Annotated in this window: 14 protein-coding genes and 3 pseudogenes; 10 read left to right on the top strand and 7 right to left on the bottom strand. The window is 41.8% G+C overall.

Annotated elements, in window-relative coordinates; translation table 11 throughout:
• Window positions 1–95 precede the first annotated feature (95 nt).
• A complete protein-coding gene (locus tag AM1_RS32525; protein ID WP_012167388.1) occupies window positions 96–656 on the bottom strand; it encodes a hypothetical protein in 561 nt (186 codons plus the stop codon).
• A 506-nt stretch (window positions 657–1,162) separates the two neighbouring features.
• Between AM1_RS32525 and AM1_RS40340 the strand changes: the two are divergent.
• A pseudogene (locus AM1_RS40340) lies at window positions 1,163–2,000 on the top strand (IS1 family transposase).
• Here AM1_RS40340 and AM1_RS32515 read toward each other — a convergent pair.
• From AM1_RS32515 to AM1_RS43635, 5 genes and pseudogenes are all read right to left on the bottom strand, one after another.
• Window positions 1,982–2,392: a hypothetical protein gene (locus AM1_RS32515; protein ID WP_012167384.1), complete on the bottom strand. Its 411-nt coding sequence runs from the start codon at window positions 2,390–2,392 to the stop codon at window positions 1,982–1,984. The pseudogene AM1_RS40340 and the gene AM1_RS32515 overlap by 19 nt on opposite strands.
• A gap of 301 nt (window positions 2,393–2,693) precedes the next feature.
• Entirely contained in the window at window positions 2,694–3,410 is a 717-nt protein-coding gene (locus AM1_RS32510; RefSeq protein ID WP_012167382.1) for a biliverdin-producing heme oxygenase, read from the bottom strand.
• Between the two features lie 161 nt (window positions 3,411–3,571).
• The gene (gene hemH, locus AM1_RS32505) at window positions 3,572–4,732 is read right to left on the bottom strand and encodes a ferrochelatase (RefSeq protein WP_012167381.1); all 1,161 of its coding nucleotides are present in this window, start codon (window positions 4,730–4,732) and stop codon (window positions 3,572–3,574) included.
• 528 nt (window positions 4,733–5,260) lie between these two features.
• Window positions 5,261–6,295, bottom strand: a complete 1,035-nt coding sequence (locus tag AM1_RS32500; protein ID WP_012167379.1) for a chlorophyll a/b binding light-harvesting protein — start codon at window positions 6,293–6,295, stop codon at window positions 5,261–5,263.
• Between the two features lie 571 nt (window positions 6,296–6,866).
• Window positions 6,867–7,272, bottom strand: a pseudogene (locus AM1_RS43635) (IS701 family transposase); the annotation flags it as partial.
• A 1,054-nt stretch (window positions 7,273–8,326) separates the two neighbouring features.
• On the opposite strand from AM1_RS43635, the gene AM1_RS32495 reads away from it, so the two are divergent.
• The 9 genes and pseudogenes from AM1_RS32495 to AM1_RS38290 all read left to right on the top strand — a co-directional run bounded on the left by AM1_RS32495 (window position 8,327) and on the right by AM1_RS38290 (window position 15,122).
• Window positions 8,327–9,145, top strand: coding sequence for a phycobilisome rod-core linker polypeptide (locus AM1_RS32495; RefSeq protein WP_012167376.1), 819 nt, complete (start codon window positions 8,327–8,329; stop codon window positions 9,143–9,145).
• A gap of 345 nt (window positions 9,146–9,490) precedes the next feature.
• Window positions 9,491–10,204 (top strand): response regulator transcription factor RpaB, encoded by a 714-nt coding sequence (gene rpaB / locus AM1_RS32490; RefSeq protein ID WP_012167375.1) that lies wholly within the window; start codon window positions 9,491–9,493, stop codon window positions 10,202–10,204.
• A gap of 312 nt (window positions 10,205–10,516) precedes the next feature.
• On the top strand, window positions 10,517–11,035 hold the full coding sequence (locus AM1_RS32485) for a phycocyanin subunit beta (protein WP_012167374.1): 519 nt from the start codon (window positions 10,517–10,519) through the stop codon (window positions 11,033–11,035).
• A gap of 68 nt (window positions 11,036–11,103) precedes the next feature.
• A complete protein-coding gene (gene cpcA, locus AM1_RS32480) occupies window positions 11,104–11,592 on the top strand; it encodes a phycocyanin subunit alpha (RefSeq protein ID WP_012167373.1) in 489 nt (162 codons plus the stop codon).
• A gap of 627 nt (window positions 11,593–12,219) precedes the next feature.
• Window positions 12,220–12,738, top strand: a complete 519-nt coding sequence (locus AM1_RS32475) for a phycocyanin subunit beta (RefSeq protein ID WP_012167372.1) — start codon at window positions 12,220–12,222, stop codon at window positions 12,736–12,738.
• An 84-nt stretch (window positions 12,739–12,822) separates the two neighbouring features.
• Complete coding sequence (cpcA, locus tag AM1_RS32470; protein ID WP_012167371.1) at window positions 12,823–13,311, top strand: phycocyanin subunit alpha; 489 nt, start codon at window positions 12,823–12,825, stop codon at window positions 13,309–13,311.
• A 519-nt stretch (window positions 13,312–13,830) separates the two neighbouring features.
• Window positions 13,831–14,703 (top strand): phycobilisome linker polypeptide, encoded by an 873-nt coding sequence (locus AM1_RS32465; RefSeq protein ID WP_012167368.1) that lies wholly within the window; start codon window positions 13,831–13,833, stop codon window positions 14,701–14,703.
• Window positions 14,704–14,717: 14 nt separating this feature from the next.
• Window positions 14,718–14,843: pseudogene (locus AM1_RS43630) on the top strand (phycobilisome linker polypeptide); the annotation flags it as partial.
• Entirely contained in the window at window positions 14,844–15,122 is a 279-nt protein-coding gene (locus AM1_RS38290; protein WP_238549372.1) for a phycobilisome linker polypeptide, read from the top strand.
• 266 nt (window positions 15,123–15,388) lie between these two features.
• Here the strand turns inward: AM1_RS38290 and AM1_RS32455 are convergent, their stop codons facing one another.
• On the bottom strand, window positions 15,389–16,093 hold the full coding sequence (locus AM1_RS32455) for a phycobilisome rod-core linker polypeptide (RefSeq protein WP_012167366.1): 705 nt from the start codon (window positions 16,091–16,093) through the stop codon (window positions 15,389–15,391).
• Window positions 16,094–16,526 lie beyond the last annotated feature (433 nt).

The raw sequence follows: 16,526 nt of genomic DNA, 5'->3' as shown, positions 1-16,526 counted from the left end.
AGCCTCTTTACCGATTTCTCTTTCATTTCAGCCATACAGCAACAGCAAAGCTAAGTGATTACTATAAGACTTTACGCATACTACCTGCTATTAATTTAAGGAACGATAGCCTCAATATAGGGAGTAATATATTTTTGACCTTTGTCCAGATAATGCTTTGTAAACAAAGATACAAATTCTTTATTTACTACCTGCATTGCAACTTCTAATCGCTTATAGCCACACACCAAGAATATTGCTGTAGACCTAGCATAGAATTCTCTCTCAGATCTAGCATGATGTTTCTTAAAAGCATTATGATATAGTTCACGTACTTCATCCATTAACTGTTCAGTGGACTTAGCAAAATAAATTGATTCCCCACTAGGAAGATCTATTTTTTTTGACAAAATAAAACCCATGACAGTATTCATGCATTCACGAGTTTTCTCTACCGATAAACAATATTGATCTTTTCGTCTAAATCCCCACTGGGTACATCCATTAGTAACTTCAAGAACTCTCAGCAAAGCCAGCTTATCAAGCTCTTTAGCATCAATATTTTCTAAGGCAAGAATATGATACTCAATTCGCTCCTGAAAACCAATAAAATCAGCCTCAAAATACTCTTTAAGTTCATTAATTTTTGCCAATTTTTGCCAATCAACTAGTATCATCGAATTGTCTTTTAAGTTAACATTATTTCAAGGTAGCATAAAGATAAATATCGAGTTTTTACTGATTGCAATAAATGTTTAATAGATTGACCTCATTTTTATTCAATCTCAATCCATTTAAGTTTCTTAAATTATTTAATTCAAGATCTATCAAAAAGAACTTCGTAGTAATCCAGCCATTGCAAAAAGCTTGCCTAGTGGTTTAGCGAAGTTAGGGTAAATTTGATAAAAAATGGCATGGTTTAAAAACAGTGGATTTTGAGTAACACTACCACAGCAAAATAAACCATGATTTCTCGATGGCTTGAGGTCTATTTCTACCTAATCAGGTTAGGCTATGCACTTTGGAATCTTTGGTCGTGCATCAAAAAAGTGTGGGTTTGCTAAACCGATAGGGAGTTGATACCAATTACCTCTCAAGATGACCTGTATTAAGCTGCTAAAGCACTGTCAATACTTCACTTCAAAATATTGAGTAGTTCATCCCTACACGAAATTGGTATGAGTTGTTTTATTTCCTCATGTAATGTCTTCTATGTGGTCATCCAAAGCCCCACAAACAGGGTAAAACCAGTAAATGTAGCCAACGCTACCTTTGCCCACACTTTAACCAAACCTTCAGTGAGACCTTTGATACCCTGTATTATCGCCGTCAGATCTCTTTTGAAACCATCCAGGCCATCCTTCAATTTTATGCTGAAGGCATTAGTCTGAGGGGCCTATCTCGCATCACAGGTGTGTCCTATAACACCTGTGTAAGCATGGTTCGTTCAGCGAGCCATAAAGCCCAAATGATTCACAATCAAGACATTCAAGCCGTTTCGACCGATGTCATCAATGCGGATGAGTTGTGGTCTTTTGTTAAAAAAAGCAAAAGCACTGTGAACCAGAAGAGTTGAGCGTCGGCGATTGCTGGATAGTGTTGAGTCTCGCCAAAGACAGTGGTTTGGTGTTCAGCGGTCGCATTGGCAAACATACCGATGAACTTGCTCAAGAATTAATTGAGAATACTGAAGGCAAAACCGCCTATCACCATTGGCAAACCGATGGCTGAGATCACGACAATTCCCCGATGAGGTGATTCATCACGTGAGTAAAGTCTTGACCCAACGGTTAGAGCGGACCAATGGCATACTTCGTCAACAGATCGGGCGCTGGCATCGACGACAGAATAAATTTGGCAAAGTCTGGCAACAGAGTGCGATGATGTTAAGATTGGTGCTGACTTATTTCAACTGGATCTGGTGCCACTCACGATTCAAAAATACGGCTGCACAACGTGCTGGGCTGACGGAGCATGCGTGGGAATGGCGAGACTTAGCTTCCTATCCCACACTTTGTTGACGCACAATCATTTCTTCTGCCTTGGCTGCTGCGACTTGCAAGCGATTGCGAACTGTTCCCAAGCTGATGGACCAGTCGAAAAGATCACGCAACAGCTCAATAACACCTCGATAGGAGGAATGGCAGATCAGCACCAAGACTAGAATCAGTTGGAACAACCAAGTTTTGGTGATCGGTAGATAGAACAGAACTGCGTCATCCGCTTTATCGCTGAGGAAGGATTCATCCAACGCTTGTACAGCAATTGCTTTCAGCTCATAGACAAACTTACGACTGGTTTGATTCTCTCTAGCAATGCGAGCAATGGGAATTGATTTTGATAGAGCCTGAATGCCAATATCTTTGCGGATCTTTGGCAGAAGTGTGGCTGAAATTGCAGGGGTTGAAATCATGCGGAGGAGCAATTCAGGGGAGTGATATTAAGACTTCAGGTTACCTTGATCGCTCCTTAAGTGTTCCCTAGTGTTGATCCAAGCCGATGGGAATAAAGCGCCATAATATTTAGCTCAGAAATAATATTGAATTCGCCAACAGTATCTAATCGTTGCCATACCCCTTTTGGAATCAATAAGCTGCGAAGATAGTAAAAAAACCTCTGTTGAAAACAGAGGTTTAGCGAAACAAGGAGTTAAGCCTAAAACTGTGTTGAGGTGTTATGGAAAACAAGCCGTAGAAAAGGAATAATGAACTAAATCATTCAGCTATCGCAAGGTTAGGACCGTTTTGTTTGCGGCGTCGTGTGAGCGTGTTGAAAAGCATCTGCCCAATCGCTTTAATGAGACTACCTTCAAGCTCTTGAAACATCAACATATTGAGCCCAAATGCAGCATTAGCTTCATCTACAATTTGATGAGCAACCGTCTCATTGATTGGCAGTTCATTCAGTGCTTGACGATAGGCTTCCTTGAACTCCTTCGCATCAGGGATGGACTCAAATTCATAAAAGGCAGTCCCAGCGCCATTCGATAGATTCATCGAACGCTCAGCTATACCCTTGAGAATTTGTCCTCCTGAAAGGTCGCCTAAATAGCGTGTATATGAGTGTGCAATTAGTAGCTCTGGATGAGTAGTCGCTACTTCATGAATTCTTTCTACATAGTTATTTGCAGCAGCAGATGGTTCTATAGACTCTTGCCAACTATTTCCATAGTAGAAACAGAGATCTTTCTCAAGACTGGATTTACGATTTAACTCAGGAAAATATATCTTGGAAATGATAGGATGTTTCTTGAGAACTCGTAGTTCCTGCTCCATCGCAGTGTAGACAAAATATAGATTTGCGATGAGGTTCCGATAAGATGTCTTGTCAACTGCTCCTCTTAGAAAACACCGCACAAAGCCTACATTCTCTGCCATTGTATGAGCTTTTTTAGTGCCTTCACTCAATTGAATTGATAATTTTTCCCTCATGCCAAACTTCCCATTTCTTGATGATAACTGCTGATAAAAAATCTAATTGTGAAAAAGATAACCTTGTTAGCTACATTAGGTTAATTTGAACAACCCTTCCATTACAATTTCTTAATAGTCCAATAAGAGAGGCAGGTTAAACATCCTCACTATGACCATGACTACATTAAGCCTAATAAATGTAGCGGTCCAGATCCTACGAAATATTCAAGTAGTACTCCCAACATCCCAAACATAGCTAGTCGCCCATTCCAGACCTCTGCGGAGGGAGTTATTCCCCAAGCCCATTGTTCTTGAGGATACAATTTCACTGCGTTCTCTGGACAAACATCACTAAATAAAACAGGGCGTTCACTTAAGGCTTGAATGACCAACTTGGCTAGGGCTTGAATAAAGTCTGGATTTGTGTTGAGGGCAGGAACTCTAATAAAAGTTTCTATCCCAGCATTGATCGCTATCTCCCGATACTCTATGTCAATTTCTTCGAGGGTCTCAATATGGTCTGAGACAAAACTAATGGGGACAACAACTAGCTCTTTATACCCTTGTTGTGCAACTTCGACAATTGCCTCGTCCGTATAAGGCTTCAGCCATTCAATTGGACCTACTCGGCTTTGGTAAGCCAATGTGTAAGGTATATCCCTGTTTAGGGCCTTCATAATTAAACCCACACATTTCTCAACCTCATCTTGATAAGGATCGCCAGCTTCTTCGACATAGCTGACGGGTACACCATGAGCGCTAAAAAATAAATGGGCCTGATGGGCATCAGGTTGCTGATCAATGCAGCCATCTATCAAATCAGCTATCGCTCGAATATAGTCTTTGCAGTCGTGCCAAGAAGGAATGATTGTATAGTTAATGGTCTGCAAGCCTGGATCGGCCATCCAAATTTTCTCTAGTTGGCGAAAGCTAGATCCACTGGTACTAATTGAAAACTGCGGGTAAAGGGGAAGAATGACGAGATCGGTGATTCTGTCTCGCTTTATTTGCTCGATGGCTTCTTCCGTAAAGGGATGCCAATATCTCATCCCTACATAGGTTTTAATCGGATAGCCTGCTGAACATAATGCCTGTTGTAATGCAAATGCCTGGGACTCAGTAATCTCGCGCAAGGGAGAAAAACCACCAATCTTTTGGTAGTTTTTCTCAGATTTACTAGACCTTAATACAGAAATTAACCATGCAAGCGGAGCCTGTAAAACAGGAAAGCGTAAACGGATGATTTCTGGATCTGAAAATAGATTATATAGAAAGGGGCGGACGTCTCTTAGCCTCTCAGGCCCTCCCAAATTTAACAGCAATATTCCTGCTCGGCTCATACCTATGGCTCAGATGAGTTCAACTTTCAGACATACCGTCAAACCAAGGCCTATCTTCAAGTTTTTCATTACAATTGTAAAGATATCAAATATTGTTACAAGAAAAGAACATCTTAATTTGACTCAATGAATTTAATGATGATTAGCACAAAGTTAATACAGAAAACTCGCAAGTAAACAATAAATTTTGACAATTTGTATTAGTTTTTATAGGAGTAATACCAATCAAAAGCTCATCCTCTGATTAGAGCCACGTTACCAATAGACCTTTCACAAACTAGTTGACCGCTGAATTAAGTGCCTCAGTTTTTGCAATATCCTGCTTCATTATGATTAAGGTGGTAAGGGTGTGAAATGCCCAGGTTGTTCACACCCTTACCTTGGTTTTTTCTTCAACACATTGAGTTGAGTCGTATTAGCTCTCAGTCAAAGAAGGTCAAATCCAAGCTATTTGATTGTTTAGATTGCCCTTCAGAGGATTTTTAGAGCCATGGTATTTTTCCAAATCTTGTCCTTAACCGTAATAGCTTATGTCTCGTAAGCCATGGAATTGATGAACTCATCTACCTTCTTGAAATCAAAGCCTAGACCTCTGAGGGCATGCCATAGGTGACCTTGGAGAAAATAGAACGCCAAGATATAGGTAGCATTGGATAACCAACACCGAGCAGAGTGCACACCAACAGGGAGATCTAACGTATCAGCAAAATAGGGAGTTATTCCAAACTTGATTTGTAAGGCAGGACCGTAAAACTCTTCAGGCCATACGTAGGTATTTACAGAACACCAATAGGCAGATAAAAATCCAAAGAAAGCTACTGCTCCCAGAGAATAGGACAGAATGGCTTCTCCATTCACAAGAACCCGCTCTTTGGCCCAAGATAACATCGGAACCAACAGGTGGAAAATGCCCCCTGCGATAATGAACAGACCGACGAAAATATGGCCACCGACAATATCTTCGAGATTATCAACACTGTCAAAATGAGTCTGGTAACCAAATATGACGGCTGGATTAAGGGTTGGATTCGTCACCAATCTGACATCTTGGATATCAGGATCGTACAACCCACCCCAAAACATACCTCGAGCTGCAAACAGCAGGGCATAGAATCCCAAAATGAGTAGATGATGCCCGAGTATACGGCTAAGCTGCTCTGTGTTATCCCATTCAAAGTGATAGGTACTCGCTCGTCCAGAAGCCTCACTCAAGTCGTGAGGTGCTTTGAGTAGATGAAATAGTGCTCCAGCACCTAACACCGCACCAGCTATGATGTGCACCATGCCAACCGCAAAGATCGTTTGAGGATCAACGATTACACCACCAGCACCGATGCCAATCCCTTCCGCTGCCAAGTGGGGGAGAAGAACCAATCCTTGGCTCCACATGGGGAAATCAGGGCTGTATCGTCCCAATTCGAATAGGGTGAAACCACCTGCCCAGACGGATATGAGCCCGGCATGTCCAGCGTGAGCGGATATAAATAAACCCGAAGAGCTTGCTAGGCGGGAGTTACCTGCCCACCAGTCGTAGGTAACATTAGGGTTACCGTAGGTTTGCATAAAAAAGTCTCCTTCCAAATTAATTATTTCTTGTTGATCATCCCAACCAGGAAAATGTCAAGTGATGGTTGAAGTTGGTATCTGTTCGCCACCAATTGGACAAAGAAAACTTCCCTCAGCAAGTGCTAGGGATTGTGTCTCAGGCGATGAAACTAAATTAAGACCGAGATAGTTGCAACTTCTTTTCGGAAATCAGATGGATAAAATAAAGACTCTCTTATTGACTGTTATTCTCAGTAAGTATCATACTATAGTGCAGTATGTTTAAAACAAATCTTAATTATAGGTACCTTGTATTTCCTGACGTCTGTTGTTTCTCAAGGTGCTTAAGATTAATCAGCTCCTGTCATACAGCGCGTTCCAGTAGAGTCATCTGAATAGATTCGAATAAATGATTACTGCCGCTTACAAAGATCCGATATTTCATAGAAAATATAGGATATATCAGCGATAACTACATTGAGAAGCCATATATTGAGGAAGCTCCAGTTTTTACAAGCAAGTTATATCGTTGCTTCCATATATAAAAAATATTCCTAACAAAATAAATTTAGCTGACAGGGCTTACAGTGAGGTCATCAATCATCGAACCCGAAATTTCAGGTTTGCTTTGATAAACATCTTCAGTTTTGATGCGACTTTTGGGTTGGTACACTCGGAACATGAAGGGCAATGTCATTTTTCCTCAACGTCGGTAGCAGTGACTGCAACGATACCATTGCCAACTTTGCCTCAATTGCCAGGATGCCGGTGTTGGACGTAATCAGGCTGTGTGTCCTTTTTGAGGTCTCCTATCTCATCAATGACTCAGAGTGAGTGGATATCCCGATAGCACTTGCAAGATCCAGTCGAGTCTTTCTTTGTTCGAGGTCTGAGGGGGACCAAGGAACTTTGACATCTGTAAACAAGTGAGGATAAAACTGACAGTACCCAACATTGAAGGTCAAGGTGGAGGCGGCTGGACATCTAGGAGTCATGAGTCTCTAAACACTTTGACGGCGTTAAAGCGATGAACAAGCGTCAGCATTATAAACTACCTATCCACTTTTTCAGGGACAGGTCAAATTCGGATTATCCCCTGCAAGGAAAAGGCGACTCACAACTCCGTTAAGCCGCCCAATCGATAGGTATCTTTATGATTGAAAATCTATCATGGATATCTTTAGACCGAAGATAAGTTCTTGCATCGAATGCTTAACTCACCAAGGTATTGGAATTAATGCATGATTCTAAATAAGTAGTTAAAAATATTCATTTATCTGTCAAAACAGTTCGATTTCTATAATTAATGAAAGGATTAAACTGCTTGGATTCTTTTAGATACTGGCTACTTTGACTGAAGGAAGGACAAATCTCGCCTCATAAATCTTTATGGATACCAAGTAAGTAAGATTGCAGTACTCAAACACCTATCGAGTGAATGATTATACAGTCTAATCAACTACCTCGCTGCAAGCAGACGGGGTATGAAATACGACTTGATAGCAAACCGTAGATTTGGATCGCAATTCCATTTCTTCGCTGCAAGCAGCGGGGAATCAACCCCTACTAGATTGAACATGGAATTATATTCATTTTTTATCATTAACCTGTCTTTCTACCGTTTTCCTAATCTGAGGCTCAAGCATATAAACTCATCATGCTTCAATTTTTAAGTAAAGATTCTGCAGATGGACCCATGAGTACTGCACATCCAGAATGTAATCTTAACCCAGTCAGGTTTGAATACCTATGTTAATTAAAAAACATGAGAAGATACGGGAGAATCTAATCTCTATATAGAGGCTAAAAGGCTATTATCAGAAGTTAGACCATTCAGAGTATTTTAACCTCTAGTAAATATTGCAAATTTCTACTTTCCAAGCTAGACGTCAGCTAAGGTGCCGCTTCAGTAGTACGATGAATCATTAGATCCTAGAAGGAAGTTCTAGCAATATTCAAATATCGAGCGGCCTTCTACTATTGCCATTTGATTGGAATTTATCAATTTACACAGTACTTTGGCCATTTTTTAGTCAAGGAGTTTTACATATGTCTCTGCCTTTATTGGAGTACACCCCTATGTCTCAAAATCAGCGTGTAGCTGGTTTTGAAGTACCGGGTGATGAACAGCCAAGGATCTTTACGACTGAGAATCTCCCTTCCCCTAACGAAATTGCGACCATCATTGATGCCGCCTACCTGCAAATCTTCCATGAGCAACAGATGCTAGTGGCTAACCGTCAGGCGACCCTGGAATCCCAACTCAAAGCCAGGCAGATTACCGTCAAGGATTTTATCCGGGGTTTGATCTTATCTGATTCCTTCCGGCGGCTGAATTATGATGCCAACAACAACTATCGTTTTATTGAGCTTTGCTTCCAGCGGGTGTTAGGCCGCCAAGTTTATAACGAAAGAGAAACTCTCGCTTGGTCGATTGTGCTAGCTACGAAAGGGCTTCAAGGCTTTATCGATGAGCTGCTTAATACCGATGAGTATTTGGAAACTTTTGGGGAAGATACAGTTCCGTATCAACGCCGTCGAATTCTCCCTCAGCAGGAGATCGGTGAGTTAACCTTTGCTCACGTCACTCGTTTTGGTGAGGAATTTCGGGATAGTATTGCCAGAACTAGTCGGTCTTCGGGCGTTGCTCGTCGTTCAAGCCCGCCGAGTCGCTCCAGTGCACCAAGCCGCTCTAGTGCACCCAGTCGTTCCAACACTAGTCGCCCCAGTACACCCAGTCGAGTAACTAGCTCAGCTAGCTCTTCTTCAGAGGAATCCGGTAGCTATACTGGCCTTATAGCGGCAATTCTAATTGGTTTTGGCGCACTGAGTGGTGTGATAATTGCTTCCTTTGTGATTGGGTCTTAGTCTTGAGTTGACTAATGATCTGCAAACACAATTCAGGCTAGAGACAAAGAGAAGTAAAGTAGGGTTGTCTCAATGACAACCCTCACCATGGATATGATTCACTTATCTTACCAAATGGTCTTTAATACACATTTGTGAGAATCATAACGCTTGATATACAGCCGTTTGTTTATCGTAGCAGCCATCATTGATATTGAATGGTGCCAACAGGGAAATAATCCTGTCGCTTCATGTGGATTGCATCATTAAACTGCCCAGACATTGCATCTATCAATGATTCTTGCTTACTGAATATTCTGTTTTATCTGAGACGCGATTAATCCGAACATAGAATTAATGAATAGTATGAGGAGTCATCCGCCTGCCATTTTGGTCGTGGATGACGAAGCCAGCATTCGACGAGTTTTAAGCACACGCCTTTCCAAAATAGGTTACCAAGTTTACACCGCTGCTGATGGGGTGGAAGCACTCGATGTCTTCTATGATCAACGTCCTGACCTGATTATCTTAGATGTGATGATGCCTAAGTTGGACGGTTACGGGGTCTGTCAAGCAGTTCGCAAGGCATCAAGAGTCCCCATTATTATGCTAACTGCGCTTTCCGATGTCGTTGACCGAATTACTGGCTTAGAAATGGGTGCCGATGATTATGTCGTTAAGCCATTTTCATTGAAGGAGCTGGAATCGCGTGTTAGGTCTATTCTTCGCCGAATGGAGACTACAAAACCTCTTCCTTTTCATCATCAAAGTAATGGTGTCATTCGATTTGGTTCAATAACAGTCGATACCAACAAAAGACAGGTTTTCAAGGGACGTAGCCGTATTTCCCTTACCCATATGGAATTTAGTGTATTGGAATTGTTAGCGACCCATCCAGGAGAACCTATTTCGCGGTCAGAGTTTTTGCATAAAGTATGGGGATATAGCCATGAGGCTAACGTTGACACTCAGGTCGTTGATATTCATATCTCACACTTACGTCGCAAACTTGGGGATAGCAGCGGCAACCCCAAACTAATTCATACCGTACACGGGGTAGGTTATACCCTGAAGCCCTAGAGAGTTTAGGCCAAGCTCACTTCTATGGTTACCCGCTTGAGCACCACCCAAATGGTGTGTTAGCTCTAGCTTCATAGCAGAAAATCTCACAAATCCATAACTTTGTAAATATTATAAAATTCCGTAAATTTTTGCGCTGTTCTCGCTGAAGGATGTTTCTCTAAGTTGGATAATCTTTCTGGCTACCTTCTCAAATTGTTCATCAATTTGCAGTTTAAGGTCAAGATTATTGAAATTCTTAGCTTATTTCAGTACTAAGACACACATGAAATAAAGCGCATTTATGACATTTATGGAGATTCCAATAGAACTATGTATGATGCATTTGCGAAAGTAGTTTCACAAGCAGACGCCCGAGGGGATTTTCTGAGTGATTCCCAGATCGCAGCCCTGCAAGCTGTCGTCTCGGATGGCAATAAGCGGATGGATGTCGTCAATCGAATCACGAGTAATGCGTCTACCATCGTTGCGAATGCGGCGCGTGATTTGTTCGAGGAGCAGCCTTCACTCATCCAGCCGGGTGGTAATGCATACACCCATCGTCGGATGGCCGCTTGCTTACGAGACATGGAAATTATTCTGCGTTATGTGACTTACGCCATCTTTGCCGGTGATGCCAGCATTCTTGAAGATCGCTGTTTGAACGGCCTCAAGCAAACCTATCAAACACTGGGTGTCCCAACCAAGTCGATGTCCCTGAGCGTCAGCAAGATGCGAGATGCAGCATTAGAAATTGCGAGTGACCCTAATGGCGTCACTCAAGGAGATTGTTCCAGCTTGATTTCAGAAGTCAGCGACTACTTCGACTTAGCGGCACGCGCCGTAGGCTAACGGGCCTCGTTAGAAATAGCCATCCATCGCGCCCCATTTAGATATCGGTAATTAGGAGAAATTTAGAAATGAAAACCCCTTTGACTGAGGCCCTAGCTTCAGCCGATTCCCAAGGAAAGTTCCTCAGCTCAACAGAACTCCAGGTTGCTTTTGGACGTTTTCGTCAAGCATCGACGGGCTTACAAGCCGCAAGAGCATTGAGCGAGAAAGCAGATAGCCTGGCTTCTCAAGCCGCTGATGCCGTATACAAGAAGTTTCCCTACACAACTTCATTACAGGGAAATAACTATGCTTCCACTCAGCGGGGCAAAGACAAGTGTGTGCGCGATATAGGGTATTACCTGCGCATGATCACCTACTGCTGTGTGGTGGGTGGGACAGGTCCCATGGATGACTATTTAGTGAGCGGACTGGCAGAGATCAACCGCACCTTTGACTTGTCACCCAGTTGGTATGTTGAAGCGCTGAAATATATCAAAGCAAACCATGGCTTAAGTGGTGATGGGGCTGTTGAAGCCAACTCGTATATTGACTATGCCATCAATGCACTTAGCTAGCCCATCGTGGTCTAACGATTAAAATTGCTGCCACCCTCCTCTAGCAATTGAAAACCCAGAAGGGAAATAGGCACCTCATCGGTGGTGAATATTAACTCTTCTGGGTTTTTATTATGCTTGCCATAGTTCTCGTTCTGAAGAATTAGAGGACAGTCTTTCTCATCTCTTAGCTGCGCCCTCTACTGAAACAAGGTATAGAAGCTTCTCAGTCAATAGAATCTATAGCAAACATAGTTTATTTGACTGAATTAGACCGATTGCACAATTTTTGCACAATTACATTGGTTTAATTATAAAGGGAGTTCAAAAAGCATAAAGACTCAATTTCCAAATATTTCAGGATGCGTGTTTTCTAAGATTCATTGATCAATGCATCAAATGCTGACAAAATGAATCTTTATATTGGAAGTTTGTCTTCCAGTTCTGATTAACACAACTGACTATGAGTCAATAGATTCGCCAGAAAGCAAGGCATCTTAATCAAATGATATTTTTAAGGTTAACTACTTTCTAGCTTCATTGTCTCCATAGCAACAGGGCGTTAAAACTGGTTGTTTTTTGTTCAATGATTGTTCTTTACAACAAAATTGAATTCATTCGGAATTACAAAATTTAGGAGATACCAGAATGCTAGATGCTTTTACTAAAGTAGTCTCTCAGGCTGACACAAGAGGAGCTTACGTCAGCGATGCAGAGGTAGATGCTCTCAAAGCAATGGTGGCTGATGCTAATAAGCGTATTGATGCTGTCAACCGAATCACAGGCAACGCATCGACGATTGTAGCCAATGCAGCAAGAGCCCTATTTGCTGATCAACCCCAATTGTGTGCACCCGGTGGAAATGCCTACACTTCTCGTCGGATGGCTGCTTGTTTACGTGACATGGAAATCATCCTCCGCTATGTTACCTATGCTGTCTATACTGGCGATGCCAGTGTCCTGAATGACCGTTGCCTCAATGGCCTACGTGAGACATACTCAGCTCTTGGCGTTCCTGGCGGTTCAGTCGCTGCGGGTGTTCAGAAGATGAAAGAAGCAGCTATCGAAATAGCCAATGATCCTAAAGGGATTACTCAAGGTGATTGCAGTAATCTTATGGCTGAAATAGGTAGCTATTTTGATTTAGCTTCCTCTGCTGTGGGTTAAATCTAGGAAGAAATTCAGTCCTTCATTTTTCTGTACTTATATATTTTTGCCTCCTTTTGCTAAATTCTTTAGAGGAAAATAAACATGCAAACCCCTTTGATTGAAGCCGTCTCATCTGCAGATTCTCAAGGACGGTTTTTAAGTTCGACAGAATTGCAAGTCGCCTTTGGTCGCTTCCGTCAGGCAGCTGCAAGTCTGGATGCAGCGAAAACTTTAAATTCCAAAGCAGATAGTTTGGCTGATGGTGCAGCCAATGCTGTGTATCAGAAGTTTCCCTACACCACTCAAATGACGGGGAGCAATTACGCCTCAACACCAGAGGGAAAAGCCAAGTGTGTTAGAGATATTGGCTATTATCTACGGATTATCAGCTATTGCTTAATCGCAGGTGGCACAGGTCCCTTGGATGACTATTTAATTAATGGTTTAGCTGAGATCAATAGAACGTTTGATTTATCGCCAAGCTGGTATGTTGAGGCTCTGAAGCACATTAAAGCAAACCATGGCTTAAGTGGTGACTCGGCAGTTGAAGCCAACTCGTATATTGACTATGCGATTAATGCACTGAGCTAGATGTAGAAGCTTTGATAACCCAAAATGGCACTGCTCTGGTTTATCGGCTGGAATAACAGTTGAGCTGTTGCTATTTTGGGTTTATCTCCTTCAAATAGGTAAGGAGATTGGAAATACGTCATTCGTATTAATCAACCCCAACAAAGTTTTGGACATATTGGTTTGCCTTTGGTAAGGCTATCGATTGAATCTAGTGTTATGGCTCTAAGCTGTTTCAAATTGCACAGAGAACTTAGTAACTAAGGTTATTAATACTCAGATCCTCAAATTGCACGTTTGCCTCTCAAGATTTTCCAGTTCTTCAAAGTATCTCTAAAAATTTGAAACAGCCCTGGGTTGGTGTATTTGCTAGATAGTGTTTTTGGCACCTCCTTGAGTCTTTTTATATTCACGCCTTGCCGACATTATTTTAGTATTCATCTAAAAGAACCAGGTGATTGATACTTATTACTATCACTTAATTGAATTTCCAGCGACCAAAAACATAAGCGATACACGAGTGTCAAAGGAGAGTTACTTGTGGCAATAACGACATCAGCATCTCGACTGGGTACATCAGTATTCGATGAAACGCCACCTACGGAGCTTCGTCCCAACTGGTCACAGAAAGATGCTGAGATGACCATTAATGCGGTTTACCGCCAGGTGTTAGGAAACGACCATTTAATGGAAGCGGAGCGACTCAGCGGGCTTGAGTCTCAATTTGCCAACGGTCTTTTAACGGTTAAAGATTTTGTTCGTGCAGTTGCTAAATCAGAATTATATAAGTCCAAATTTCTCTACCCTCATTTTCATACGAGAGTCATTGAATTAAACTTCAAGCACCTCTTAGGGCGAGCACCCTATAGTGAAGCAGAGGTGATTGAACATCTCGATCGTTACCAAAATGAGGGATATGAGGCAGATATTGATTCTTATATTGACTCCAAGGAATATGATGCGAGTTTTGGTGATTCCATCGTTCCTTACTACCGCGATTTGGTGACCACAGGTGTCGGTCAGCAAACGGTTGGATTTACCCGCCTGTTCAATCTATACCGTGGATATGCCAATAGCGACCGCGCTCAATTAGCGGGTGCAGCGTCTCGCTTGGCTGGCCAACTTGCTACTAATTCCGCTTCTGCAGTAATCGCACCCTCTGGCGGGTGCGACGGCTGGGGATATCAGTCTTCTAAACAAGGAACGACCCCAAATCTAGCGTTTGGACGCTCGTCTGAATCTTCTACTGCCCGTCTATATCGGATTGAGGTTTCTGGCATTAGTCTACCTCGATATCCGAAGGTGAGAAGGAGCAATCGGGAATTTATTGTTCCTTACAATCAACTCAATAACACCCTGAAACAGATCAATAAGTTGGGTGGTAAGGTTGCAAGCATTACTGTTGCGAAATAGGAGTTAGAAACATAATGTTAGGGCAATCTCGCCAAACTTTCATATATGAAGTAACCGGTTTACGACAAAACAGTGAAACCCAGAATCGAAATCATCAATTTCGAAACAGTAGTGTTTTGATTCAAGTTCCTCTAAGCCGGATGAATGCAGAAACACAGCGGATTACACGTTTGGGTGGCAAAATTGTCCGTATCCGTCCAGCGAGTGATTATTCATCTGGTACTAAGGGTGTCGTTGGAACGGTTGGGGGGAATCGGCAGAAGCTATATAGAGTACGTGTGACCAAATCATCCTTAGCAAGGACAGCCAAGGTGAGAGCAAGCATCAGTGAATATCTTATTCCCTATGAACAACTCTCTTCTGCCCTGAAGCGATTCAACCAAAAAGGTAGCAAAGTACTTAATGTGTCTCCTGCGTAAGATTCTGATTTATCACTGTTTGATGTTTTGAGGAAATCAGCAACTATTTTGAAGTGATTCTTTCACAAGCAATACTGTTGGAATAACGACTTAATAAATTGACAGACCTCTTTGGAGACTATCATTCTCTTCAAAGAGGTTCTCTTTGACAGTCTGACCGAAGATAGAACTCTGAATTTCCAGTATTGGACATTAACCTTGAACACCAGAATAGGAAGTATTGTAGTGAATCACTTACAATACTTCCTATAAATAAATCCCGAACGCTAACTAATAGGGGCTGCATTCAGGAGCGTTAATAAAATGCCTAGTAGCACGACGATAACCAATGTTGTCAAAAATAGGGAAACCTTCTCAGAGCGGACATCCAAGGTTCGAAATTCAGAAGAGCGGCTGTAACGGGCAAGTTTATTCCGATAATCTTCACCATAACGAGTGACGTGAGCAAAGGTTAACTCACCGATCTCCTGCTTAGGGAGAATTCGACGGCGTTGATACGGAACTGTATCTTCCCCAAAAGTTTCCAAATATTCATCGGTATTGAGCAGTTCATCGATAAAGCCTTGAAGCCCTTTCGTAGCTAGAACAATTGACCAAGCCAGGGTTTCTCTTTCGTTATAAACCTGGCGGCCTAACACCCGCTGGAAGCAAAGCTCAACAAAGCGATAGTTGTTGTTGGCATCATAATTCAGCCGTCGAAAGGAATCTGATAAAATCAAACCCCGGATAAAATCCTTGACGGTAATCTGCCCGGCTTTGAGTTGGGATTCCAGGGTCGCCTGACGGTTAGCCGTTAGCATCTGTTGCTCATGGAAGATTTGCAAGTAGGCAGCATCAATGATGGTCGCAATTTCAGTAGGGGTAGTAAGTTTCCCTGAACTGAATGTTTTTTGTTCATCGCTTGGGACTTCAAAACCATCAACACGCTGATTTTGAGATGTCAAGTTGTACTCTAATAAAGGCAAGGGCATATTAAAAACTCCCAACTGGATAAAATCAAAATTCTAGATATAAATCCCAAAACTTAACATAGCCAATACAGCCCAATCAAAGCATTTTAAGGGATTGTTCTATAAACTTTGTAGTAACGATAAGAAGCAAAGAAAATATATCTAGAAGTGATTAGTAGAACTAATTAACTAAAGTTTTAACAAAGTCTAGAATACATGACTTTTCTTGCGGTTCTTAGAATTGCAAGAAAAGTCTATAATCTTCGTAAAAAGTTATGGATTATATTAGATAAAATTATTACACCAGGTTCAGGCTCCCTCAATGAGCAAATGAAATAGCTAAATGTCAATGAGTCCCATATAAACACCCGAATTAGAAGCTGATATTGGCTAATTAAATTATATGCAAAAAATATATAACTCTGGTAAGATTTCGGTGAAATCTATCCTGGCT

The organism is Acaryochloris marina MBIC11017 (genome assembly GCF_000018105.1).
In the GTDB taxonomy this organism is placed as follows: domain Bacteria; phylum Cyanobacteriota; class Cyanobacteriia; order Thermosynechococcales; family Thermosynechococcaceae; genus Acaryochloris; species Acaryochloris marina.
Note: the sequence above shows the minus strand (reverse complement) of the source record. Positions and strands in the feature narration are given on the sequence as shown.

Excerpts from the sequence above, each read along its gene's own strand:
- AM1_RS32525 (WP_012167388.1), bottom strand. The coding sequence starts at position 656 with ATGATACTAGTTGATTGGCAAAAATTGGCAAAAATTAATGAACTTAAA.
- AM1_RS32515 (WP_012167384.1), bottom strand. The coding sequence starts at position 2,392 with ATGATTTCAACCCCTGCAATTTCAGCCACACTTCTGCCAAAGATCCGC.
- AM1_RS32510 (WP_012167382.1), bottom strand. The coding sequence starts at position 3,410 with ATGAGGGAAAAATTATCAATTCAATTGAGTGAAGGCACTAAAAAAGCT.
- hemH (WP_012167381.1), bottom strand. The coding sequence starts at position 4,732 with ATGAGCCGAGCAGGAATATTGCTGTTAAATTTGGGAGGGCCTGAGAGG.
- AM1_RS32500 (WP_012167379.1), bottom strand. The coding sequence starts at position 6,295 with ATGCAAACCTACGGTAACCCTAATGTTACCTACGACTGGTGGGCAGGT.
- AM1_RS32495 (WP_012167376.1), top strand. The coding sequence starts at position 8,327 with ATGTCTCTGCCTTTATTGGAGTACACCCCTATGTCTCAAAATCAGCGT.
- rpaB (WP_012167375.1), top strand. The coding sequence starts at position 9,491 with ATGAGGAGTCATCCGCCTGCCATTTTGGTCGTGGATGACGAAGCCAGC.
- AM1_RS32485 (WP_012167374.1), top strand. The coding sequence starts at position 10,517 with ATGTATGATGCATTTGCGAAAGTAGTTTCACAAGCAGACGCCCGAGGG.
- cpcA (WP_012167373.1), top strand. The coding sequence starts at position 11,104 with ATGAAAACCCCTTTGACTGAGGCCCTAGCTTCAGCCGATTCCCAAGGA.
- AM1_RS32475 (WP_012167372.1), top strand. The coding sequence starts at position 12,220 with ATGCTAGATGCTTTTACTAAAGTAGTCTCTCAGGCTGACACAAGAGGA.
- cpcA (WP_012167371.1), top strand. The coding sequence starts at position 12,823 with ATGCAAACCCCTTTGATTGAAGCCGTCTCATCTGCAGATTCTCAAGGA.
- AM1_RS38290 (WP_238549372.1), top strand. The coding sequence starts at position 14,844 with ATGAATGCAGAAACACAGCGGATTACACGTTTGGGTGGCAAAATTGTC.
- AM1_RS32455 (WP_012167366.1), bottom strand. The coding sequence starts at position 16,093 with ATGCCCTTGCCTTTATTAGAGTACAACTTGACATCTCAAAATCAGCGT.